Source organism: Pseudomonas sp. FG-3G (assembly GCF_901007645.1).
GTDB lineage: Bacteria > Pseudomonadota > Gammaproteobacteria > Pseudomonadales > Pseudomonadaceae > Aquipseudomonas > Aquipseudomonas rhizophila.
Genome location: NZ_CAAKGZ010000001.1, coordinates 15,828 through 38,847 on the forward strand (window position 1 = coordinate 15,828; position 23,020 = coordinate 38,847).

The 23,020-nt window shown below is 61.6% G+C and carries 15 protein-coding genes and 1 pseudogene; 12 read left to right on the forward strand and 4 right to left on the reverse strand.

Features of this window, described 5'->3' with window-relative positions; genetic code table 11:
* Nucleotides 1-180: 180 nt before the first annotated feature.
* The 3 genes from PSEUDOMOFG3G_RS00080 to PSEUDOMOFG3G_RS00090 form a co-directional block, all read right to left on the reverse strand.
* Nucleotides 181-552, reverse strand: a complete 372-nt coding sequence (locus PSEUDOMOFG3G_RS00080) for a translation initiation factor Sui1 (RefSeq protein WP_047227396.1) — start codon at nt 550-552, stop codon at nt 181-183.
* A 171-nt stretch (nt 553-723) separates the two neighbouring features.
* Entirely contained in the window at nt 724-1,281 is a 558-nt protein-coding gene (locus tag PSEUDOMOFG3G_RS00085) for an NUDIX hydrolase (RefSeq protein ID WP_139048474.1), read from the reverse strand.
* 3 nt (nt 1,282-1,284) lie between these two features.
* On the reverse strand, nt 1,285-2,352 hold the full coding sequence (locus PSEUDOMOFG3G_RS00090; protein WP_047227394.1) for a DUF2333 family protein: 1,068 nt from the start codon (nt 2,350-2,352) through the stop codon (nt 1,285-1,287).
* A gap of 285 nt (nt 2,353-2,637) precedes the next feature.
* On the opposite strand from PSEUDOMOFG3G_RS00090, the gene PSEUDOMOFG3G_RS00095 reads away from it, so the two are divergent.
* The 5 genes and pseudogenes from PSEUDOMOFG3G_RS00095 (at nt 2,638) to accC (ending at nt 9,055) form a co-directional block, all read left to right on the forward strand.
* A complete protein-coding gene (locus PSEUDOMOFG3G_RS00095) occupies nt 2,638-4,308 on the forward strand; it encodes a PleD family two-component system response regulator (protein WP_047227393.1) in 1,671 nt (556 codons plus the stop codon).
* 1,492 nt (nt 4,309-5,800) lie between these two features.
* Nucleotides 5,801-6,307 (forward strand): annotated as a pseudogene (locus tag PSEUDOMOFG3G_RS28265) (methyl-accepting chemotaxis protein); the annotation flags it as partial.
* A gap of 412 nt (nt 6,308-6,719) precedes the next feature.
* Nucleotides 6,720-7,172: a type II 3-dehydroquinate dehydratase gene (gene aroQ, locus PSEUDOMOFG3G_RS00105; RefSeq protein WP_139048476.1), complete on the forward strand. Its 453-nt coding sequence runs from the start codon at nt 6,720-6,722 to the stop codon at nt 7,170-7,172.
* Nucleotides 7,173-7,220: 48 nt separating this feature from the next.
* Entirely contained in the window at nt 7,221-7,682 is a 462-nt protein-coding gene (gene accB / locus PSEUDOMOFG3G_RS00110; RefSeq protein WP_047227391.1) for an acetyl-CoA carboxylase biotin carboxyl carrier protein, read from the forward strand.
* Nucleotides 7,683-7,699: 17 nt separating this feature from the next.
* Nucleotides 7,700-9,055, forward strand: a complete 1,356-nt coding sequence (gene accC, locus PSEUDOMOFG3G_RS00115; protein WP_139048477.1) for an acetyl-CoA carboxylase biotin carboxylase subunit — start codon at nt 7,700-7,702, stop codon at nt 9,053-9,055.
* Nucleotides 9,056-9,136: 81 nt separating this feature from the next.
* Here accC and PSEUDOMOFG3G_RS00120 read toward each other — a convergent pair whose 3' ends face one another.
* A complete protein-coding gene (locus PSEUDOMOFG3G_RS00120; RefSeq protein ID WP_257220605.1) occupies nt 9,137-13,222 on the reverse strand; it encodes a dermonecrotic toxin domain-containing protein in 4,086 nt (1,361 codons plus the stop codon).
* Between the two features lie 81 nt (nt 13,223-13,303).
* Here PSEUDOMOFG3G_RS00120 and prmA point away from each other — a divergent pair, with 81 nt between their 5' ends.
* The 7 genes from prmA to PSEUDOMOFG3G_RS00155 all read left to right on the forward strand — a co-directional run bounded on the left by prmA (nt 13,304) and on the right by PSEUDOMOFG3G_RS00155 (nt 23,016).
* Complete coding sequence (gene prmA, locus PSEUDOMOFG3G_RS00125) at nt 13,304-14,182, forward strand: 50S ribosomal protein L11 methyltransferase (protein WP_047227388.1); 879 nt, start codon at nt 13,304-13,306, stop codon at nt 14,180-14,182.
* A gap of 30 nt (nt 14,183-14,212) precedes the next feature.
* Nucleotides 14,213-15,457, forward strand: coding sequence for a DUF3426 domain-containing protein (locus PSEUDOMOFG3G_RS00130; RefSeq protein ID WP_139048478.1), 1,245 nt, complete (start codon nt 14,213-14,215; stop codon nt 15,455-15,457).
* Between the two features lie 185 nt (nt 15,458-15,642).
* Nucleotides 15,643-16,650 carry a tRNA dihydrouridine synthase DusB gene (dusB, locus tag PSEUDOMOFG3G_RS00135; protein WP_047227386.1) on the forward strand — a complete coding sequence of 336 codons (1,008 nt, stop codon included), beginning with the start codon at nt 15,643-15,645 and terminating at the stop codon, nt 16,648-16,650.
* Complete coding sequence (gene fis / locus PSEUDOMOFG3G_RS00140) at nt 16,647-16,967, forward strand: DNA-binding transcriptional regulator Fis (RefSeq protein ID WP_025211617.1); 321 nt, start codon at nt 16,647-16,649, stop codon at nt 16,965-16,967. The genes dusB and fis overlap by 4 nt, the downstream gene beginning before the upstream one ends.
* A gap of 83 nt (nt 16,968-17,050) precedes the next feature.
* On the forward strand, nt 17,051-18,658 hold the full coding sequence (purH, locus tag PSEUDOMOFG3G_RS00145) for a bifunctional phosphoribosylaminoimidazolecarboxamide formyltransferase/IMP cyclohydrolase (protein ID WP_139048479.1): 1,608 nt from the start codon (nt 17,051-17,053) through the stop codon (nt 18,656-18,658).
* A gap of 188 nt (nt 18,659-18,846) precedes the next feature.
* The gene (gene purD, locus PSEUDOMOFG3G_RS00150; RefSeq protein ID WP_047227384.1) at nt 18,847-20,142 is read left to right on the forward strand and encodes a phosphoribosylamine--glycine ligase; all 1,296 of its coding nucleotides are present in this window, start codon (nt 18,847-18,849) and stop codon (nt 20,140-20,142) included.
* Between the two features lie 99 nt (nt 20,143-20,241).
* Nucleotides 20,242-23,016, forward strand: coding sequence for a hybrid sensor histidine kinase/response regulator (locus tag PSEUDOMOFG3G_RS00155; RefSeq protein WP_076382840.1), 2,775 nt, complete (start codon nt 20,242-20,244; stop codon nt 23,014-23,016).
* The last annotated feature ends 4 nt before the right edge of the window (nt 23,017-23,020 follow it).

The following is a 23,020-nucleotide window of genomic DNA, read 5'->3' on the forward strand; positions in this document are numbered from 1 at the left end:
GGCTGGAGCAGTCTAGAGAATGGAAATGACGATTTGCCTGTAAGCAAGGTAGACCCTGCTCACAGCGCTGAGTTTAGAAACCCGTTCAGAACAGGCTCTGTGAAAACCATGTGGGCGACTTCGAACCGTGCTTCGTAGAAAGGGTTCGAATCAAGCCGAGGGTGGTTTTCACAGAGGCTGCTAGCCGCCGGACTTTTTCGCCTTGAAGCCGTGTCGGGTCAGTTCCGCCAGCAGCAGCTCGACGTGATCGCCCTGGATCTCGATGATGCCGTCTTTCAAAGCACCACCGGTGCCACAGCGTTTCTTCAACGTGGTAGCCAGTTCCTTGAGCGCGTCCTCGGCCAGCGGCACGCCAGTGATCGTGGTCACCGTCTTGCCGCCGCGACCTTTGCTTTCACGGCGCACGCGAGCGATACCGTCACCTTCCGGGATGGTGGTCTGTTTGCAGATGCAGGCATCCACCGGCTGGCGGCAATCAGGGCAATGACGACCGGCGTCGGTAGAAAATACCAGGCCGCCCAAGGCGGCGAAGGATGCGGCTTTTTTGGCCACCGGCAATCCTCTTGGGAGGACAAAGACTGGCCGGGCAAAAGTAAGTGCCCCGACCGCGAAGCCCCACTCAGGCAGGGGCAGCGCTACTGGATCGCAGACAGCGATTCAGCTTGAAAAGTCGCGCAGTGTAACGGCAAAAAGCTAACTTGCTAAGGGCCAATCGGCGCCAATTTAGCGCTTCTTTGCGACATCATCGCCATGGGCTCGCAAATAGCGCTCCAGTGCCGCCAGAGAGTCCGGGCAGTAAGGCTTGTGCTGGATTTCATCGAGCACCTGGTCGACCGCCAGGAAACGCGCCTCGAGTACCTCTTCAGGTTGCAGAATCAGCGGCCCGTCCCACACGGCCGAGAACGCCGAGCACCACAGGCGACTGCCGCTGTCTTCGAAATAAAAATGGTCATGGGCCGTCAGTTCGACGCCGCTCACGCCCAACTCTTCCGCCAGCTCTCGAGCCGCCGACTCGGCATAGGTCTCGTTGGCCTGCACCATCCCGCCGGCCGCCACGTCCCAGAAACCCGGATAGATTGCCTTGCTCAGGGTCCGCCGATGAACGCACAACTCACCGGCCGAGTTGAACAGCATGATGTAGGTGCCGCGCCCGATCAGACCGCGCTCACGCAGGTCCGCACGCACCAGGCTGCCAAGCAGGTTGTCGTCTTTATCGACCCAAGCGATGAGCTCGGCATCCGAGGCCACTCGATGAGCGACCTCCCGCGGACTTTCTTCCATCTGTCAGCCCTGGTTCAGCAGTTGCCGCAAGTCGATCACCGCCGCGTTGGCGCGGGAAATGTAGTTGGCCATCACCAGCGAATGGTTCGCCAATACACCGAAGCCGCTGCCATTGAGGATCATCGGGCTCCAGACCGGCTCCTGGGAGGCTTCGAGTTCACGAATGATCTGCCGCACGCTGACCGTGGCGTTTTTCTTTGCCAGCACATCGGCGAAATCCACTTCGATTGCGCGCAGCAAATGCGACAGCGCCCAGGCCTGGCCGCGAGCTTCGTAGAACACGTTGTCGATTTGCATCCACGGGGTTTCGACCACCTCCTCGTCCACTTGCGGTACCTGGCCCGGGGCCGTGACTTCGGTTTTCAGCGAGGTGTTGAGCTTGACCCGGCCCACGCTGGCCGACAGGCGCTGGGACAGCGAACCCAGACGAGTGCCGACATCGCCCAGCCAATTATTCAGGTTATCGGCGCGGGCATAGAACAGCGCGCTTTTCTGGTTCGGATCGGACAGGCGCGCCTGATAGCGGCTCAGCAGAGTGATGCCTTCCTGGTACTCCGACTCACTGGAGGGCAGCACCCAGCTGCGGTTATCGAAGTTGAAGCGCGGCTCGGCCTTGGCCAGGTCGGCGTCCTCGGCGGACTGGGACTGGGATCGGGCGAAGTCCTTGCGCAGAGCGCGGCTCAGGTCGCGTACCTGCACCAGCACGCCATATTCCCAGCTCGGCATGTTGTCCATCCACAGGCCCGGCGGGAAACGGTCGTTGGAAATGTAGCCACCTGGCTTGGTCAGCAGCGTTTCGGCCACGGTCTTGAGGGTCTCGACGGTGGTGTAGCCGATCACCATTTGCCGGCCTTCCTTCTCCGCGGCCGCCTGGGCGTTCTGCTGCACGGGGAACAGGGCGGGCTCCTGGCTCCAGTACCAGCCGACGGCAATGGTCACCAGCAAATACAGGCCGACCAGGGTGGCCAGTGCCCGGCTGAAAAAAAGCCCACCCAGGTAGCTGCGGGTGGCCGATTTCGGCTCGGCGGCACGTTCAGGCGCGCTGCCCGCGCGGTTTTTCCAGTCCAGCATGGCGATGTCCCTTCAATCACTTGAGTTCACGGTTCGACCACAACCCTACGCCATCGTGCCTGATTTGAAACGCGATAATGCGGCGCAAATCATGCCGACCACGACAGGGCAATCGAACGGCCACTATAAAGGAAGCGCTGTCACCAGCCTACGAAACTGACCGGTCATAAACTGAATACCCTCCCAAGACAGATTATTGACGTATGACACTCATGCGAATGAAAAGAGGTGCTAGCATAGAGCCACCAGTCGATCTCAGCATGCACCCTAACTAGTAGTCAGGATATGACCGAGCCAGAAGACCCCAGCCGTGAGCGCCTCAAGCACCACTTTGCCCAGCGGGTAATTCACCAGGCTCGTCAGATCCTGGAGATCTGGCAGCGCCTGCAACGCAGTGAATGGTCAGGCGTCGACCTGTCGGAGCTCAGCGAAGCCAACCTGCGTCTGCTGCGCTTTGCCGAGCGCTTCGAGCAACCGGAGCATTGCCAGCTCGCCCAGGGCATCAGTCAATCGCTGCAAGCGGTGGAAGCCAATCGCGGGCGTCTGAGCAGCCACCTGATCACTGAAATCAATCGACTGATGCAGCGCCTGTCCCGCACCGGCCTGCGCCATGGCGATCAGCTCGAACAGACCTTCCTGCCGCCGCTGCGCAAACCCATCTACGTGATGTTGCAGGACCATGACCGCGCCGAGCGGCTGGCCAAGCAGTTGGAGTTCTTCGGCCTCAGCGCCCAGGCGCTCGACAGCGTGGCGGCGTTTCGGGCTTCGATGGTCGAGCGCCTGCCGGCCGCGATTGTCATGGACGTGGACTTCAGCGGCCCCGGCATCGGCCTGAAACTGGCCGCCGAAGCTCAGGAAGGTCTGGAGCAGCCGTTGCCGCTATTGTTCTTCAGCCTGCTGGAAACCGACACGCCGACACGCCTGGCGGCGGTGCGCGCCGGCGGGCAGGAGTTCCTCACTGGCACCCTGGAAGCCTCGAGCCTGCTGGAAAAGATCGAAGTGCTGACCTGCGTTGCCCAGTACGAACCCTACAAAGTGCTGATCATTGATGACTCCCGTGCCCAGGCCCTGCACACCGAGCGCCTGCTCAACAGCGCCGGTATCGTCACCCGCACGCTGATCGAACCGATCCAGGCCATGGCCGAGCTGGCGGATTTCCAGCCTGATCTGATCATCCTCGACATGTACATGCCCGCCTGCACCGGCACGGAGCTGGCGAAGGTGATCCGCCACAATGACCGCTATGTCAGCGTGCCGATCATTTACCTGTCCGCCGAAGACGACCTGGACAAACAGCTCGACGCCATGAGTGAAGGCGGCGACGACTTCCTGACCAAACCGATCAAACCCCGGCACCTGATCACCACCGTGCGCAACCGAGCGGCCCGGGCGCGCAACCTCAAGGCGCGGATGGTCCGCGACAGCCTCACCGGTCTTTACAACCACACCCATATCCTGCAATTGCTCGAAGACTGCTGCTTCCGCGCTCGCCGCGAAGGCAAGCCGTTGAGCTTTGCCATGCTCGACATCGACCATTTCAAACGGGTCAACGACAGCCACGGCCACCCCATGGGCGACCGGGTGATCAAAAGCCTGGCGCTGTTTCTCAAGCAGCGTCTGCGCAAGACCGACTTCATCGGCCGTTACGGCGGTGAAGAGTTCGCCATCGTCATGCCAGACACGGATATCGATGCGGCCTACAAGGTACTGGATGAAATCCGCCAGCGTTTTGCCGAAATTCACTACCCGGCGCAGCCCCAGGACCTGTGGTGCACCTTCAGCGCGGGCGTGGTGCAGATGAGCGAAGAGTCCGACAGCCTGATGATGGCCAGCCAGGCGGACGAAGCGCTGTACCGCGCCAAGCACGCAGGGCGCAATCGGGTACAAAGCGCGCGGCAGTCAAAGCAAAGTGCCACCTTTTCATCGGAATCCACCGATTCAGTCATAAACCTGTAACCCAAACGCAATAACTTCAAGCACTTACGATTCTGCCCTTGGTAGACCCTTGATGCGCCTGAAGCTGCTGACCAATCTCAATACCCTTCTTTTAGTTGCCGTGTGCCTTGGCCTGGCTTGCACCCTGTGGTGGTCGCAAATCGCGCTGGAGCGCCCCTATCTGTTGATGGAGCGCTACCTGAGCCTGTCGCGGCAGTTCCAGGGCGAGGTGGCGCGCAACATCGAAGATTACCTGGCCAGCGGCGACGCCTTGCGCCTCAGCGCAGCGACCCAGTCCATTGATACCTTGCAAAAGGACCTCGACCAATTTCCGCCCGAACTGGCCAAGAGCTTGCGCCCAAGCCTGTCCAGCCTCGACGGCTTCAGCAAGACCGATCTGCTGGCCGCCGGTAAGCTGGCGGGCGATCCGCAAGCCCTGCTGTTGCAGGCCGAACGGGAGCTGAGCGCGAGCCTGGACCGCCTTGCGCAATACGCCAATGGCGCCCCGGCCTACCTGCCGCCGTTGTTCGCCGCTTCGCAACATCTGGGCCGACTGTCCCTCGCCCGGGACAAACTGGTCAGCAGCGGACGCAGCGAATTGGCCGCCGATGTCGAACGGGAACTGCAGAGCATCCGCACACAGGCCGAGAGCCTCGACAGCCTGCCGCTGCTGGGCGTGACAGCCAGCAACGAAGCGCAGGGCGATGATTTCGCTGCGCTGATGGGCTTGCAGACCCAGGAAGAAACCGTCGCCGAAGACGCCGGCATCGCCCTCAAGCGCGAACTCAACAGCCTGCTCGGCCGCTACCCCGCCGAACTGGGGCGCACTCGCGCATTGATCCAGAAGCGCACAGAACTGAGCAGCGCCACGCACTTGAAAATCGCCGATGTGCAACAGGCGATCGATGCCATGGAGTCGGCGGTTCGCGCCCAACATGGCCAGATCCAGGGCGAAGTTCGGCTGATTCAGGGATTGATGATCGGCCTGATTCTGCTGATCGCATTGCTCATCGACACCTTGCAGCGGCGCCTGGCCCGGACTTTGACGAATCTGGCACCCGCCCTGTCGACTTGGGCCGAAGGGGATTTCAGCCGCGACATTCATGTGGGCGCCAGCAACCGCGAGTTACAAGACATCCAGGCCTCGCTCAATCGCTTGCGGGCGTATCTGGTGGATCTGGTCGGCACCATTCGCCTGAATGCCGAGCAGGTCGCTGGCAGCAGCCGGGCACTGGCCGAGCTGAGTGGAGAATTGCACAGCGGCGCCGAGCACCAGGCCGGTGACACGGCGCTGATCCGCGACTCTCTCAGCGAACTGGAAGCGACCATTCAACAAGTGGCCGGTGACGCCAGCCAGGCCGCCGACGCCAGCCGTAGCGCCGGGCATGCTGTGGAGCAAGGGCAGAAAGTCATCGGCCTGAGCCTCACCGGCCTGCATGCGCTGGTGGGCGAAGTGCAAGGCAACGCACAAATGATCGAACAACTGGCCGAGGAATCGGCCACCATCGGCGGCGTGCTGACAGTGATTCGCTCGATTGCCGATCAGACCAACCTGCTGGCCCTCAACGCCGCCATCGAAGCCGCACGCGCCGGAGACATGGGAAGAGGTTTCGCGGTGGTGGCCGAAGAAGTCCGCTCCCTGGCCCAACGCACGGCGGGCGCCACTGCCGAGATCCAGGAACTGATCGCCCGCCTGCAACTGGCCGCGCGCCAGTCGGTGGACGGCATGCGCGCCCAGGTCGAACACGCCGAAGCCACCGCCAACCAGGCACAAGCGGCCGACGGCGCACTGGATAAAATCGTCGGGGCCATCCAGACCATTTCCGAAACCGCAGTGCGCATCGCCGACGTCACCGCCCAACAAAGTGGCGCCGTAAGCGAAATCCGCGATCACAGTGAGCGGATTCATCAACTGGGTGGGGATAATCTGCTGCGCATTGGTCAGGGGCGGGAACAGGGCGACAACCTGCTGGTGCTCGGTGGGCGCTTGCACACGGCAGTGCAGGCATTTCGGGTTTAAGCAGCACAGATCCCCTGTGGGAGCGGGCTTGCTCGCGATTGCAGTGGGTCAGCTTGCAGAAATATTGAATCTATCGCCGCCATCGCGAGCAGGCTCGCTCCCACACGGGTTTCGGGTTGTTCCCAACCTTGATGTTCACCACAGATCCCTGTGGGAGCGAGCCTGCTCGCGATTGCAGTGGGACAGCTTGCAGAAATGTTGGATGTATCGCCGCCATCGCGAGCAGGCTCGCTCCCACAGGGTTTAGCGCAGGCATCCCAGGGGCCGGTGACCGGATCTTGGAGCATGGTCACAAATTTCGCGCAAACATCGGTCATCGTGCTGGCTATTGCAGAGAACTGGACAGTCATAAAGGCTTTGCGGCATAGTCGCCGGGTTCTGACACCTGCTCACAGATAACAAGGAACAGCAGATGGCGACCCTATTGGTCCTGCACGGACCCAACCTGAACCTGCTGGGCACCCGCGAACCGGGCGTCTACGGGGCCGTGACACTGGCCCAGATCAACCAGGACCTGGAACAGCGGGCCCGCAATGCCGGCCATCATTTGCTCTACCTGCAAAGCAACGCCGAATATGAATTGATCGACCGCATCCATGCCGCGCGTGGCGACGGTGTGGACTTCATTTTGATCAATCCCGCTGCTTTTACGCACACAAGCGTCGCATTACGTGACGCGCTGCTGGCAGTGAGCATCCCATTCATCGAAGTGCATTTGTCCAACGTGCACAAACGCGAACCTTTCCGCCATCACTCCTACTTCTCCGATGTAGCGGTGGGAGTGATCTGCGGCCTTGGCGCCAGCGGTTACCGACTGGCTCTGGAGGCCGCCCTAGAGCAGCTTGAAAAACAGGCAACAGCTTGAACAACAAGCGTTAAACGCCCCTGACCGACCCTTGGGAGTTGATGATTCATGGATATCCGTAAAGTTAAGAAACTGATCGAATTGCTGGAAGAGTCCGGCATCGACGAGCTCGAGATCAAGGAAGGCGAAGAGTCCGTACGCATCAGCCGTCACAGCAAGACCCCGGCCCAGCAGTTCTACGCGCCGGCACCGATGCAGGCTCCAGCCGCCGCGCCTGCTCCGGCAGCAGCGCCAGTTGCCGCCGCTCCAGCAGCACCTGCCGCGCCAACGCTCAACGGCACCGTTGCCCGTTCGCCAATGGTAGGCACGTTCTATCGCAAGTCTTCCCCGTCCTCGCCGTCCTTCGTTGAAGTCGGCCAGACCGTGAAGAAAGGCGACACCCTGTGCATCGTCGAAGCCATGAAGATGATGAACCACATCGAAGCTGAAACCAGCGGTGTGATTGAATCCATCCTCGTTGAAGACGGCCAGCCGGTTGAGTACGACCAACCGCTGTTCACCATCGTTTGAACCGCGGAGAGCCTTTGATGACTGCGAAGTTGGAAAAAGTTCTGATCGCTAACCGCGGTGAGATCGCCCTGCGGATTCTGCGTGCCTGCAAAGAGATGGGCATCAAGACCGTCGCCGTTTACTCCAAGGCCGACAAAGAACTGATGCACCTGGGCCTGGCGGACGAATCCGTCTGCATCGGTCCGGCGTCGGCTGCGCACTCTTACCTGCACATCCCGGCGATCATCGCCGCCGCTGAAGTGACCGGCGCCACCGCCATTCACCCTGGCTACGGTTTCCTGGCGGAAAACGCCGACTTCGCCGAACAGGTCGAAAACTCCGGTTTTGCCTTCATTGGTCCGAAAGCCGACACCATCCGCCTGATGGGCGACAAGGTATCGGCCAAGCACGCCATGATCGCCGCCGGCGTACCTACCGTTCCAGGTTCCGACGGCCCGCTGCCTGAAGACGAAGAAACCGCCCTGCACATTGGCCGCGAAGTCGGCTATCCGGTGATCATCAAGGCTGCCGGTGGTGGCGGTGGTCGCGGCATGCGTGTGGTACACAAGGAAGAAGACCTGATTTCCTCGGCGAAACTGACCCGCTCCGAAGCGGGCGCGGCGTTCGGCAACCCGATGGTCTATCTGGAAAAGTTCCTGACCAACCCGCGTCACGTCGAAGTCCAGGTGCTGTCCGACGGCCAGGGCCAGGCCATCCATCTGGGCGACCGCGATTGCTCGCTGCAACGTCGTCACCAGAAGGTCCTCGAAGAAGCACCGGCACCGGGCATCGACGAGCAGGCTCGCGCGGAAGTCCTGGCACGCTGCGTCAAGGCCTGCATCGACATCGGCTACCGCGGCGCCGGCACCTTCGAGTTCCTCTACGAGAACGGTCGTTTCTACTTCATCGAAATGAACACCCGTGTTCAGGTGGAGCACCCGGTTTCGGAAATGGTCACTGGTATCGACATCGTCAAGGAGATGCTCAGCATCGCCGCCGGCAACAAACTGTCGTTCACCCAGGATGACGTGGTGATCCGCGGCCACTCGCTGGAATGCCGGATCAACGCCGAAGACCCGAAAACCTTCATGCCAAGCCCAGGCACGGTCAAGCATTTCCATGCTCCAGGCGGCAATGGCGTTCGCGTCGACTCGCACCTGTACAGCGGTTATGCGGTTCCGCCGAACTATGACTCGTTGATCGGCAAGCTGATCACCTACGGCGCAACCCGTGACGAAGCCATGGCGCGCATGCGCAATGCGCTGGACGAAATCGTGGTGGACGGGATCAAGACCAACATCCCGCTGCACCGCGACCTGGTCCGCGACGAAGGCTTCTGCAAAGGTGGCGTCAACATCCATTACCTGGAACACAAGCTGGCTGATCAGGCTTGATGTCCCGAGTGATGTAAAAAAGACCCCGGTCCATTGGCCGGGGTCTTTTTTTGCCTGTCTTTCACAATGGCGGCGAATGACTCAGCTCAGCGCTACCGTAGGGAGTGCCTGTGCTTCGATCTGCGCCCTCGTCGCCGCCCTGCCCTGCAGGGTGCGAACGCCACCATTGGCATTGGCTACCAACGGCTCACTACGCAAGCGCGTCATGAACCCACGCGCACGCACCGACACCGGGTCGGAACTCTGTTTCGCCCTCGCCAGCACCGGTATGTAGTAGCGCTCAACGTGACTCTGTGATGTCTTGAACACCGACGTCACCCCAGTGCGCAGATCCAGCGACACACCATAGGTATTACCGAAGCAGGAAGAATACGACCAGTGATCCCAGGTTGGCTGCAGCCCCTGGCGCCTCATCACCGATCTGACCGGCTCGCCAATATCAGCGCCTGTCAGCCAATCGCCGCCCACCAGAATGGCGCGAATATCCTTCGCTGCCCCTCCCAAACGCTGCTTCACTTCGCGAACACTGCGCTCGATCAGTGCGCGGATGTTGTGATCGAAATGAATGACCGCCCCGACCTTGGTGGTCGGGTTGTACAACGAAGCGATCACGCATGTCTGGGCGTTCAGGGAGAACAGATAGTTGTCTGCCGCCGTCTCGCTGAACCTGGCGACCACCGCCTCGCCCTGCAACGCGCCCCGCGCCACGTCCGGGAAGACATGCCCGGGAAACGCTTCGCGAAGATCGCTCACTCGCCCAAGGTTACGCACATCATCATTGCCGCCACTCATTCCAACGGGTTTACGCGCCCACTTGCCATTCGCCATCCTGTACACGGGCGGTTTGTAAAACGCGCCGGGATAACGGGCATCCACCAGGCACAGACCATCGAAGTAGATATTCCCCCTCACCTGGTAGTACCTGCCCTTGTCGAGTATGTAGAAAGCATTTCGCGGCTGCGTAGCGCTGGACGGGCTGAGATAGGTGCCTTTGAAAGCCCCCTCGGTCACCTGCTGCAAATTCTTCGGCGTTTCCCTGACCGCCTGTTTCGGATCGAAACGGATAGGCTGGATCAGCGGCCCGCTCTCCCTGGCAGCGACTGATGTCACCTGCCTCAGGCGCTGAGCGGCCAAGGACATGGGCCTTACGGCGAGCTTCAGACTCCTGACAGCCTGACCGAGCAGCCGGGTCATGCTCATTGCCCCAAGCATGCCGAACAACGCGCCCCAGGTCGCTTGCAGCCAATGGCCGAGGGCGCGATCCGTGTCGCCCTGCCCATGCGCCTCGATCGCCTGCCTGGAACTGAGGGCAATGAAGCCGGCATCCAGCAACAGGGCAAAGGGCGGGTAAACCATGCACACCGGCGCGGAGGCGAAGAGCAGGCCCTTGAGCACCTGATCCCTGATCACCTCGCCGCGACTTTTCGTGACATCTTCCACGTCCGTGACAGCGCGCTCGATGTAGGCATCGAACTGCGACGAGATATCCATTACCCGATTGAATTCGCGCAATACTTCGAGGCCACGGGTCGTGGTCGCCAAAGCCGTCAGCGAGCGCCTTACCGCGGCACGAGCACCAACGGCCACCCGCTCCAGTACGTAATCACGCAGGCGTGCGGCGACCGCCCCGGGGAAGTCCTGGTATGGGCGAAATGTGACGCCGTCGGGAGCGTCGGGCGTGTACAGCCAATAGACACCTTTGGGATCAAAGTAGGCAAAGACATAGACGCCCAATACCACATGACCGCCGACGGTAAACCGGATCAGACCTTCGCGCTGCACCACCGCCTGCGAACTCACTGAGCCGGTCACCGGCGTCGACTCACTCAGCAGCGTGATTTGCCGGGTGAGCCACCAGAACTCACGGGCGTTCAACAAGGACTTGCCCGTCGCGATCCGCAGGTCGCGATCCATCCGGGTCAGCAACAGGTTGCGGTAGGCATTGCGCCGCTTGGTGTATTCGGCAGCGCTGGCATCGAGGAACCTGGCGCGGATCTGCCGCGCATACTGCTCGCCCACGTAGGCCCGCCGGATGTAGGTCGCCAGCTCCGCACTGCGAACCTGCCCCAGGTCCTGCCCGATCGATGACCGCACGCCTTTTCTGGGGTTGTCGATGCCCGAGTTGTCGTCATACCCATGGATGGCCAGCTCCAGCAAGCTGGCAACCTGGGTCTTGCCACTCGCCAGACCGGGTGTGTAGTCGATGAGCACCGTGGCAGGATCGACCGGTTCCTGCACCCCCTTGCTACGCATGTACGGTGCGATGGCTTGGGTGACGGTACGTTTGGCGAAGTCCACAAAGACCTCATAGCCGGCGATCTGCTCGTTGAAGACCTGCTGATGAACCAGGAGCTCCTGGCTCAAGCTGCTGATGATGCGTCGGGAGTCAAGCGGCAGGGCCGCGTACCACTGGGGCGATTCGTCCTGCTCCACCTGCGCCAGGTTGTTGGCCAGGCCCATTGCAACAGACGCCTCAAGGCAGGCTTTGAAGGCCATCGCAGTGCTCCTGAGGTCTTTGTTCAGATCCCATGCCGTCGGCTTGTCCGCCACGCCGGCAAAGTACTCCCGAGCCACATCACGCCCGGCGGCAGAGAGTTGTTGCAACAGGTATTCGCGACCCGCCTGGCTTTCAATCCAGGCGCCTATCTCTGCATTCACGGACCGAAGCGAGGGCAACTCGATCCACTCCTGCCCATCTGGCTTGCCGGGGGCGTACAACAACAGATCACTGACCTCGCCCGACCGGTCCTCGCGGTAGAACAACAGAAGATCGGAACACTTCAGTGCGTTTGGAAGCGCAAGGCAGGCCACACGCCAGGCACTGGCCGATTGCGCCGACGTCTCGTTTGCCCATAAGGTTTTGAGCGCCTCGTGATGGCTCACCTTCAAATGGCCCGCACAACGTGCCACGAACGCGCTTTGCTCCAGGCGCGCCACGAACCAATCGAGCATGGCGTCCTTCAGGTCTGCCCGGCCATATTGGCTGACCAATGCTGCCCCATACCCAGCGGGGGCATCCACGTCTGCCAGCAGTTGGGTAATGAACGCCGGCGAAAGAGGCTGGTTGCGCAGCATGGCGCCATTTTCCACCAGGAACACCGATATAGCGTCCGATCTTATCGGACCTGCCGCCAGCAATTCGCTCAGGCTATGGGTCTGCACCGGCTGGTCAATGATCCCTCGCCACTGCAACTGCACTCGAATGCCGTCAGGCTCGACTTCCATGTCCAGTTCACGCCTGACATAGTCCCTGGCCAGCCGCCGGGCAAACGCCTGCAGCGAGCCCAGGCCGTCGAGCAGCTCATCCACCAGCGCCTGCGCCTGCGAGGTCCGTGCCTCAAAAGCCTTCAACTGTTTACGCTCGACTTCACTCAGCGCCTTCAGCCAGCCAGGCAATTGCCCCCCAGCGATTGCCTGAAGACTCCGCCGTTCCTGAGCGGTTGCCAACGAGGTGATCTGGTTAGTGAGACGCCAGTGCGCCTGAAGGTTTTCAAGCTTCTCCCTCAGCTCATCGACGTCCACCCCCGCCAGTTGCTCCGGCTGGAAAATCCTATCGATCCGGGCCAGGTATTCAGCTAGCCTGTGCTTGACCACCTCCTCAAGAGAGGCGTCGCTCCCGGCCATGCGCCAGTGACGTTGCAGATAGTCTTTGTAGTGATGGGTAAAGCCCGCGGCGCTTGCTTCCACCACCTGCACGATGACTTCCCGACGTTCAGCCGCAAACCCCGGATCAGTCCCGCCGGGCCAGCGATAAGGAGCATCCTGTTCTTCATCAAAAGCCACCGGCGTCTGGTCGATCATCCGTTGCAGCACCGCATCGAGCAGGGTGCCGATGAAGTATGGATCGATGTTGCCCTGGTAATAATGGGTGCGCAGTTGGACCAGCAGGTACTCTTCCAGCACCTCCAGCAAGGGCATCTGAGCGTGTAATCGCTGGTCGATAGCCGCCTGCCAACGTGCCAACTTCTCCAGAATGACTTGTGCTGTTTCCGCCTGCGGGGAAGAGACCGTCCCCGCGCCGCTCGTGTTGCTGTGCCGTTCGGCAGTGTTGTCCATCACATTCCTCCCTGTTGTGTGGACCCGCACCTTATCCGCCCTGCATTGCCCCCATGTCATACATATATATATCGAAACACCACGCCGGCGGCACGAGACTCGCTTATCCACTTTGATGGCGACCTGGCGTACACTGCGCGCCTTTGCAGCCCTGCGCTGCCTCCTGTAGATTTTTTTCCAAAGGTGCCCGCCATGCCTTGGCTGCAAGTACGTCTGGCCATCAGCCCGGAACAAGCCGAAACCTACGAAGACGCGTTTCTTGAAGTAGGCGCCGTATCGGTAACCTTCATGGACGCCGAAGACCAGCCGATCTTCGAGCCGGAACTCAATACCACGCCGTTATGGTCCCACACTCACCTGCTGGCCCTTTTCGAAGGTGGCACCGAGCCGGCCAGCGTGCTGGCACATCTGGAGCTGCTCACCGGCAGCCCGTTGCCCGAGCATCACAGCGAAGTGATCGAAGACCAGGATTGGGAACGCAGCTGGATGGATAACTTCCAGCCGATGCGCTTCGGTCAGCGCCTGTGGATCGTGCCGAGCTGGCATGCCGCGCCGCAGCCGGATGCGGTGAACCTGCTGCTGGACCCAGGGCTGGCGTTCGGCACTGGCACGCACCCGACTACCGCGCTGTGCCTGGAATGGCTCGACGGCCAGGACCTTAAAGACTGCAACGTGCTCGACTTCGGCTGCGGCTCGGGGATCCTGGCGATTGCTGCGCTGCTGTTGGGCGCCAAGGAAGCGGTCGGCACCGACATCGACGTCCAGGCCCTGGAAGCCTCCCGCGACAACGCCGGGCGCAACAACATTGCCCCAGAGCTGTTCCCCCTGTACTTGCCGCAAGACCTGCCACAGGTTCAAGCCGACGTACTGGTGGCCAACATCCTGGCCGGTCCGCTGGTGTCCCTGGCGCCGCAGTTGTCGAGCCTGGTCAAGCCGGGCGGACGCCTGGCGCTGTCGGGCATCCTGGCCGAACAGGGTGAAGAAGTCGCTGCGGCCTATGCCGCGGACTTTGATCTGGACCCCATCGCCAATCGCGATGGCTGGGTGCGCATCACCGGTCGTCGGCGCTAGAATGGCCGCCTGTATCAACCGGATTGCCGCATGACTGACAGTTTCGTCACCCAGTGCCCGCATTGCCACACCAGTTTTCGCGTCAGCCATACTCAATTGAGCGTGGCCCGCGGGGTGGTTCGCTGTGGCTCGTGCCTGCAAGTGTTCAATGCCGCACGGCAATTGCTGGAACAGCATACTGCCAAGGAAACCGTCACGCCCCTGGCACCGCCAATCAAGACGCCCGCCGCCGAATCCCCGCCCCGTGCGATCAGCCAGAAGCAATGGACCGCCGCCGAGCTGGACCTCGATGATCTGGACAAGGAACTGGCTCGACTGGAGCGGCGTGACAAGCGTGCGCCGGATACCTTCGGCCGACGTCGTGAAGACAACCTGAGCGCGCAACGCGACCCGCTCTCGAACGATCAGGAGCCTTGGTCCGACAGCCTGTACAGCGAATCCGCCAGCGAGCGCGACGAAACGGCCCTACAAACCCCGGTCGAACCGTTCGAGCCCCATGAACCGGCCCGCCCACCGCGCACCGAACCGTCCTTGTCCTTGCCCCTGACCCTGGAACCGCTGGAACCGGACGACGAGCCGGTCACCCCGCTACGCCTGGAGCCGGACGACGAGCCCCACGAACACCTGGAAAGCCTGTCTGCCAGCGATGATCACGATGATCACGACGAAGCACCGTTGCAAGCGGTGCCGACGCGCAAGGCACGCGAGCGCCATGAACCCGGATTACGCGCCGAGGCCCTTCAGGACCTGGATGACGATCCGCTGCAACTGGACTGGCGCAAGCGTCGCTCGCCCTGGGGCCGGCGTTTGCTGTGGGGCCTGTTGATCCTGTTCGCCGCCGCGGCCCTGGCCGGCCAGTACATCGCCTACCACTTCGAAGAACTGGCCCGTCAGGATCAGTATCGCCCGTGGTTCCTGCAAATTTGCCCGACCATCGGCTGCGACGTGCCGTCCAAGGTCGACATCGGCAACATCAAAAGCAGCAACCTGGTGGTGCGCAGCCATCCGGAGTTCAGCGGCGCCCTGGTGGTGGACGCAATCATCTACAACCGTGCGCCGTTCTCCCAGCCTTTCCCGCTGCTGGAACTGCGTTTCGCCGACCTCAACGGGCATCTGATCGCCAGTCGCCGTTTCAAGCCCGGTGAATATCTGGGCGGCGATGTCGAAGGCCTGGGGGAAATGCCGCCGCAGACGCCCATTCATATTGCCCTGGATATCCTCGACCCGGGACCTAAAGCGGTGAACTACAGCCTGAGCTTTCATTCACCAGAGTGATGCACACCAGGGCCGGGCGATTGGCGGCAGCTTTCTGACTCAGCGCACCCGAACCAAACCGCTGGCGATAACAAAATAGCTGTTCAGATTTTATCCAATTCGACCTTTATCCAGTCATCGAGAGCGGGTATCATGCCAACCCTTTTTCGAAGTCTCATGATCCGGCCCCACTTCAGGGAAGTCCTATGTCGGCGGTACGCATCGGCCCATATACATTACAGAACGGCCTGGTTCTCGCCCCAATGGCGGGCGTCACCGACCAGCCCTTTCGTCAGCTGTGCAAGCGACTGGGCGCCGGGCTTGTAGTTTCGGAAATGGTCAGCAGCGACATGAGTTTGTGGAACACCCGCAAATCGCGTCTGCGCATGATCCACGAAGGCGATCCCGAGCCCCGCTCGGTGCAGATCGCCGGTGGCGATGCCCAGATGCTGGCGCAGGCGGCCCGGGCCAATGTCGAGCTGGGCGCACAGATCATCGACATCAACATGGGCTGTCCGGCGAAGAAGGTCTGCAACAAGGCTGCAGGCTCGGCACTGTTGAAGGATGAAGCGCTGGTCACCGAGATCCTGCAGGCGGTCGTCGCCGCAGTCGATGTGCCGGTGACCCTGAAGATCCGCACCGGGTGGGACCGGGAGAACAAGAACGGCCTGACGGTGGCCAAGATCGCCGAACAGGCAGGCATCACGGCGTTGGCGGTGCATGGCCGCACCCGTGCCGACCTGTACACCGGCGAGGCCGAGTACGACACCATTGCCGCGATCAAGCAGGCGGTGTCGATGCCGGTCTTTGCCAACGGCGATGTCGACTCGCCCGAAAAGGCCCGGTACGTGCTGGACGCGACGGGTGCCGACGGGTTGTTGATCGGCCGGGCTGCCCAGGGGCGGCCATGGATTTTTCGTGAAATCGAACACTTCCTGCGCACCGGCGAAAAGCTCGCTGCGCCGCAACTGTCCGAGGTGGAACGTATTCTGCTAGAGCATCTGGCCGCGCTGCATGCCTTCTACGGAGAAGTCATGGGTGTACGCATCGCTCGCAAGCATGTGGGCTGGTATCTCGCAACCCTGCCGGGCGCCAGGGAGTTTCGCGCCCGTTTCAATCGTTTGGATGGTACGCAAGCACAATGCGCCGACGTTCAGGCGTTCTTCGCTGAGCGTTACAAGAGCCTGACAGGGGACGAAGGGGTGGCCGCATGACGATGATGACCGAGACTTTAGTGAGTGGAATAACACCCGTGAGCGACAACGTAAATTTGAAACAGCACCTCAATACGCCCAGCGAAGAAGGTCAGACCCTTCGCGGGAGTGTCGAGAAGGCGCTGCACAATTATTTCGCCCACCTTGAGGGCGCTGCCGTCACGGATGTGTACAACCTGGTGCTTTCGGAAGTCGAGGCACCTCTGCTCGAGAGCGTGATGAACTACGTCAAGGGCAACCAGACCAAGGCCAGTGAGCTGCTGGGCCTGAACCGCGGCACCCTGCGCAAGAAACTCAAGCAGTACGATCTGCTGTAAGCATTCAATCAAACCAGAAAGGCGCCCGCGTAAAAAACGGTCGCCTTTTTTGCTGACTTCCCTTGCTTTTGATGGAAATTGAAATGACCGACCAGACCACCCGCCTGCCGATCCGCCGCGCCTTGATCAGCGTCTCCGACAAGACCGGGATCCTCGAATTTGCCCGCGAACTGCAACAGTTGGGTGTCGAGATCCTCTCCACCGGCGGGACCTTCAAGCTGCTGCAGGACAACGGCGTCGCCGCAGTGGAAGTCGCGGACTACACCGGTTTTGCGGAAATGATGGACGGTCGGGTCAAGACCCTGCACCCGAAGATCCACGGCGGGATCCTGGGTCGTCGCGGCATCGACGACGCCATCATGAACGAGCACGGCATCAAGCCGATCGACCTGGTGGCCGTCAACCTCTACCCGTTCGAAGCCACCATCAACAAGCCAGGTTGCGACCTGCCGACCGCCATTGAAAACATCGACATCGGCGGCCCGACCATGGTCCGCTCGGCGGCCAAGAACCACAAAAACGTGGCCATCGTGGTCAACGCCAGTGACTACGCCAGCGTGCTGGAAAACCTCAAGGCCGGTGGCCTGACCTACGCCCAGCGTTTCGACCTGATGCTCAAGGCCTTTGAACACACCGCCGCCTACGACGGCATGATCGCCAACTACATGGGCACCGTGAACCAGGCCGCTGAAACCCTGTCGACCGAAGGCCGCAGCGAATTCCCACGCACCTTCAACACCCAGTTCATCAAGGCTCAGGAAATGCGCTACGGCGAGAACCCGCACCAGAGCGCGGCGTTCTACGTGGAAGCCAAGCCGGCCGAAGTCGGTATCGCCACCGCCACCCAGTTGCAAGGCAAGGAACTGTCGTTCAACAACGTGGCCGACACCGATGCGGCGCTGGAATGCGTCAAGAGCTTCGTCAAGCCCGCCTGCGTGATCGTCAAGCACGCCAACCCGTGCGGCGTGGCCGTCAGCCCGGACGCCGAGGGCGGCATCCGCCAGGCCTACGAACTGGCCTACGCCACCGACACCGAATCGGCCTTCGGCGGCATCATCGCCTTCAACCGTGAACTGGACGCCGAAACCGCCAAGGCCATCGTCGAGCGTCAGTTCGTCGAAGTGATCATCGCCCCTTCGGTCAGCGAAGAAGCCCGTGCCATCGTCGCCGCCAAGGCCAACGTGCGCCTGCTGGCCTGCGGCCAATGGTCGGCCGACCGCGCGCCGGCCTGGGACTACAAGCGTGTCAACGGCGGCCTGCTGGTACAAAGTCGCGACATCGGCATGATCGGCAGCGAAGATTTGAAAGTGGTGACCAAGCGCGCCCCAAGCGAGCAGGAAATCAACGATTTGATCTTCGCCTGGAAAGTCGCCAAGTACGTCAAGTCCAACGCCATTGTCTACGCCAAGAACCGCCAGACCATCGGCGTCGGCGCCGGCCAGATGAGCCGCGTGAACTCGGCCCGCATCGCCGCGATCAAGGCTGAACACGCCGGTTTGCAGGTACAGGGCGCGGTCATGGCCTCCGATGCGTTCTTCCCGTTCCGCGACGGCATCGACAACGCGGCCAAGGTCGGCATCACTGCGGTGATCCAGCCGGGTGGTTCGATGCGTGACGCTGAAGTGATTGCGGCGGCTGATGAAGCCGGCATCGCCATGGTATTCACCGGCATGCGCCACTTCCGTCACTAACAAGACAACGGCCGCACTGAAGCCGGCATCTGCTGCGTTGGAGCCGACCTCGATGATGCTCATTGCCAAAAGGCAACTCCGCTCATCGAGGTCGACTCCGCCTTGCATCTACCGACTTCATTGCGACCTCCTATGGCGCAAAACGCCCTAGGCTCCAAACAGAATCAGCGTCATCCGAGGTTTTTGAAATGAATGTTTTGATCATTGGCAGCGGTGGCCGTGAACACGCCCTGGCCTGGAAAGTGGCTCAGGATCCGCGTGTGCAGAAGGTTTTCGTGGCACCGGGCAATGCCGGTACCGCCATCGAAGCCAAATGCGAAAACGTCGCCATCGACGTGCTGGCCCTGGAACAACTGGCCGATTTCGCCGAGAAGAACGTCTCACTGACCATCGTCGGCCCGGAAGTGCCGCTGGTCGCCGGCGTGGTCGACCTGTTCCGTTCCCGTGGCCTGGACTGCTTCGGCCCGACGTCCGGCGCCGCACAGCTGGAAGGCTCGAAAGCCTTCACCAAGGATTTCCTGGCACGTCACAAGATTCCGACCGCCGACTACCAAAACTTCACCGAGATCGATCCGGCCCTGGCTTACCTGCGCGAAAAAGGCGCGCCGATCGTGATCAAGGCCGACGGTCTGGCCGCCGGTAAAGGCGTGATCGTAGCCATGACCCTGGCCGAAGCCGAAGACGCCGTGCGCGACATGCTGGCCGGCAATGCCTTCGGGGACGCCGGTTCCCGGGTGGTGATCGAAGAGTTCCTCGACGGCGAAGAAGCCAGCTTCATCGTCATGGTCGATGGCAAGAACGTCCTGCCAATGGCCACCAGCCAGGACCACAAACGTGTTGGCGATGGCGACAGCGGCCCGAACACCGGTGGCATGGGTGCCTACTCCCCTGCCCCGGTGGTCACTACCGAGGTCCACCAGCGGGTCATGGACCAGGTCATCTGGCCGACCGTGCGCGGCATGGCCGAGGAAGGCAACGTCTACACCGGCTTCCTGTATGCCGGCCTGATGATCGACAAGGCTGGTAACCCAAAAGTCATCGAATTCAACTGCCGTTTCGGCGATCCTGAGACCCAGCCGGTGATGCTGCGCCTGCAATCGAGCCTGGTGCTGCTGGTCGAAGCGGCCCTGGCCCAGGCTCTGGACAAGGTCGAAGCCCAGTGGGATCCGCGTCCGAGCGTCGGTGTGGTACTGGCAGCCGGGGGTTATCCGGGCGACTACGCTAAAGGTAATGCGATACAAGGCCTGGAGGCTGCAGCCGGGCTGGAAGGCAAGGTTTTCCATGCGGGGACCGCGCTGAAGGATGGCCAGGTGGTCACCGCCGGCGGTCGCGTACTTTGCGCCACCGCCATGGGGTCCAGTGTCGACGCGGCTCAGCAGCAGGCCTACAAGCTTGCCGCCGAGATCGACTGGGAAGGCTGTTTCTACCGCAAGGACATTGGCTACCGTGCCATTGCCCGCGAGCGTGGCGAAAATCTGGAATAACCCGGCCATTCAGACAGGCAAGCGCCCATGGCCCTTGCCTGTCTGCTCCGGCGCCGCGCATAGTTATAATCTGGCATCAACCTACGAAGGGATTTCGCCGTGCGCTGGCTCAGGATTGCCATAGGTTTAACCGTCACCCTGCTGACACTGCTCTGCACGCTCCCGGCTCAGGCCGCGCCAGGCAGTGGCTGGGCGGTATTGCTCGACGAACAGGGCGACCTGAAGCTGAGCGACATCCGTTCTGCCCGCTACACCAATCAATTCAGCCCCATCGACCTGGACCGCCTGAAGGCCGCCGAGCCGGGTGGGGCATTGTGGTTGCGTTTCCGGCTGGCCCCCGACCCACATGAACAAATACTGCGCATCTTTGCACCCGACCTGTCTCGCCTGAACCTCTATGTGCTGGACGGCGATACCCTGGTGGACCAACAGGTCGGCGGGGATGCCCTGCCCCGTATCGAACAGCCCCTGCCCAGCAGCGATTACATGCTGGCCCTGCCGCGCAGCGACAAACAGCTGGACGTCTACCTGCGCCTGGCGTCCCGGCACGAACTGCGGCCCTATGTCACCCTGGAAACGGCGATTCAGGCGGCGGCCAATCAGAACCAGACACTGATCTACGGGTTGCTGTTCGGCTGCATCGCGATGCTGATCCTGCACAACCTGACCCGCTACGCCTATACCCGCTCACGCAGTTGCCTGTGGCTGGCGGCCTGTGAAGGGTTGTTGATGCTCAGCCTGGTGCTGCTATTGAACCTGGCTGGAGCCTGGCTGCCCGACTGGCCGGCCATTCAGACGCCGGGGGCCTATCTGGCCCTGCTGCTGACCGCGCCCTGCGGCCTGATGTTCGCCTACCGCTTCTTCGCCCCCCTGGGGCCGCACCCGTTGAACCGGCTGCTGCTGGGAGACATCGTGTTCATCACGCTCTGCAGTCTGCTGCTGCTGTTCGTGAACACACTGCCGCTCAATATCATGACCTATGCCCTGGTCGCGCTGGCCGGCCTGAGCATGCTGTTTGTCAGCGCCTGGCACTGGCAAAAGGGCTATCGCCCGGCACGGCTGTTTGTCGCCGCCATGGTGGTTTTCAACCTGGGCACGCTGATCATCCTGCCGGCCCTGCAAGGGCTGACGGAAGTCGCTCCCCAGGGCCTGATCATCACCCTGCTGGGGTTCATCTGCGTCAGCGGACTGCTGATGAGTGTCGCCCTGGGTGAGCGCCAGCGCTCGATCAACGAGAGCCGTTTCAGCATCAGCCGCGACCTGGCGGCGAGCAATGCCGAGATCAATGCCAAGGCCGAGTTCCTGGCCAAGATCAGCCACGAAATCCGTACGCCGATGAACGGCGTACTGGGCATGACCGAACTGCTGCTGGGCACGCCGCTGTCGGTCAAGCAGCGCGATTACGTGCAGACGATCCACAGCGCCGGCAACGAACTGCTGACCCTGATCAACGAGATCCTCGACATTTCCCGGCTGGAGTCCGGGCAGATCGAACTGGACGACGTGCAGTTCGACCTCAATGCGCTGATCGAGGACTGCCTGAGTATCTTCCGCGCCAAGGCCGAACAGCAGAATGTCGAACTGATCAGCTTTATCCAACCCCAGGTGCCGCGAGTGATCAGCGGTGACCCGACACGGTTGCGCCAGGCGCTACTGAGCCTGCTGGAAAACGCCCTGAAAAAAACCGACGAGGGCGAAGTGTTGATCGTCGTGGCGCTGGACGAGCGCAGCAATCAGCCGCGCCTGCGCATCGCGGTGCAGGACAGCGGAACACCCATGGACGCCGAAGAGCGCGACACGCTGATGCATGCCGAATTGCACAGCAAGAACTTCCTCTCGGCCACCCGCCTGGGCGGCAACCTGGGCCTGGTCATCGCCCGTCAATTGATCATGCTGATGCACGGCGAGTTCGGCATCAAAAGCGGCAGCAACCAGGGCAGTACCTTGTGGCTGACCTTGCCCCTGGACCCGGATCGCCTCGAACATCCGACCTCCGACCTCGACAGTCCGCTGCAAGGGGCGCGGGTGTTGATCGTCGACGACAATGACACCTGCCGCAAAGTGCTCGTGCAGCAATGCAGCGCCTGGGGCCTGAACGTCAGCGCCGTACCATCGGGCAAGGAAGCCCTGGCGCTGCTGCGCACCAAGGCGCACCTGCGGGACTACTTCGACGTGGTGCTGCTGGACCAGAACATGCCCGGCATGACCGGCATGCAACTGGCGGCCAAGATCAAGGAAGACCCGAGCCTGAATCACGACATCCTGTTGATCATGCTCACCGGCATCAGCAACGCGCCGAGCAAGGTCGTGGCACGCAACAGCGGGGTCAAGCGCATCCTCGCCAAACCGGTGGCCGGCTATACCCTCAAGACCACCCTGGCGGACGAACTCAACCAGCGCAACAAAGGCCAGGCGCCGAGCATTCCGATGGGCGCCGGTCCTGTCGTTCCGGTAAAAGTGCCCAGCGACTTCCGCATCCTGGTGGCCGAAGACAACAGCATTTCCACCAAGGTCATCCGTGGCATGCTCGGCAAGCTCAACCTGCAACCCGATACCGCCAGCAACGGCGAGGAAGCCCTCAAGGCCATGAAGGAGCAGCGCTACGACCTGGTCTTGATGGACTGCGAAATGCCGATCCTCGACGGCTTTTCCGCCACCCAGCAACTGCGTGCCTGGGAAATGGGTAACCAGCGCACCCGCACCCCCGTGGTCGCGCTCACCGCGCACATCCTGGCCGAACACAAGGAGCGCGCCCGTCAGGCCGGGATGGACGGCCATATGGCCAAACCGGTGGAACTGTCGCAACTGCGCGAGCTGATCGAACACTGGGTGGCCCAGCGCGACCAGCAGAATCGTACAGCGCAGACGTCCTGAGCCG

What these genes read in the sequence shown, in the direction of transcription:
- PSEUDOMOFG3G_RS00085 (WP_139048474.1), bottom strand. Translation starts at nt 1,281, where the DNA reads ATGGAAGAAAGTCCGCGGGAGGTCGCTCATCGAGTGGCCTCGGATGCC.
- PSEUDOMOFG3G_RS00090 (WP_047227394.1), bottom strand. Translation starts at nt 2,352, where the DNA reads ATGCTGGACTGGAAAAACCGCGCGGGCAGCGCGCCTGAACGTGCCGCC.
- PSEUDOMOFG3G_RS00095 (WP_047227393.1), top strand. Translation starts at nt 2,638, where the DNA reads ATGACCGAGCCAGAAGACCCCAGCCGTGAGCGCCTCAAGCACCACTTT.
- aroQ (WP_139048476.1), top strand. Translation starts at nt 6,720, where the DNA reads ATGGCGACCCTATTGGTCCTGCACGGACCCAACCTGAACCTGCTGGGC.
- accB (WP_047227391.1), top strand. Translation starts at nt 7,221, where the DNA reads ATGGATATCCGTAAAGTTAAGAAACTGATCGAATTGCTGGAAGAGTCC.
- accC (WP_139048477.1), top strand. Translation starts at nt 7,700, where the DNA reads ATGACTGCGAAGTTGGAAAAAGTTCTGATCGCTAACCGCGGTGAGATC.
- prmA (WP_047227388.1), top strand. Translation starts at nt 13,304, where the DNA reads ATGCCTTGGCTGCAAGTACGTCTGGCCATCAGCCCGGAACAAGCCGAA.
- PSEUDOMOFG3G_RS00130 (WP_139048478.1), top strand. Translation starts at nt 14,213, where the DNA reads ATGACTGACAGTTTCGTCACCCAGTGCCCGCATTGCCACACCAGTTTT.
- dusB (WP_047227386.1), top strand. Translation starts at nt 15,643, where the DNA reads ATGTCGGCGGTACGCATCGGCCCATATACATTACAGAACGGCCTGGTT.
- fis (WP_025211617.1), top strand. Translation starts at nt 16,647, where the DNA reads ATGACGATGATGACCGAGACTTTAGTGAGTGGAATAACACCCGTGAGC.
- purH (WP_139048479.1), top strand. Translation starts at nt 17,051, where the DNA reads ATGACCGACCAGACCACCCGCCTGCCGATCCGCCGCGCCTTGATCAGC.
- purD (WP_047227384.1), top strand. Translation starts at nt 18,847, where the DNA reads ATGAATGTTTTGATCATTGGCAGCGGTGGCCGTGAACACGCCCTGGCC.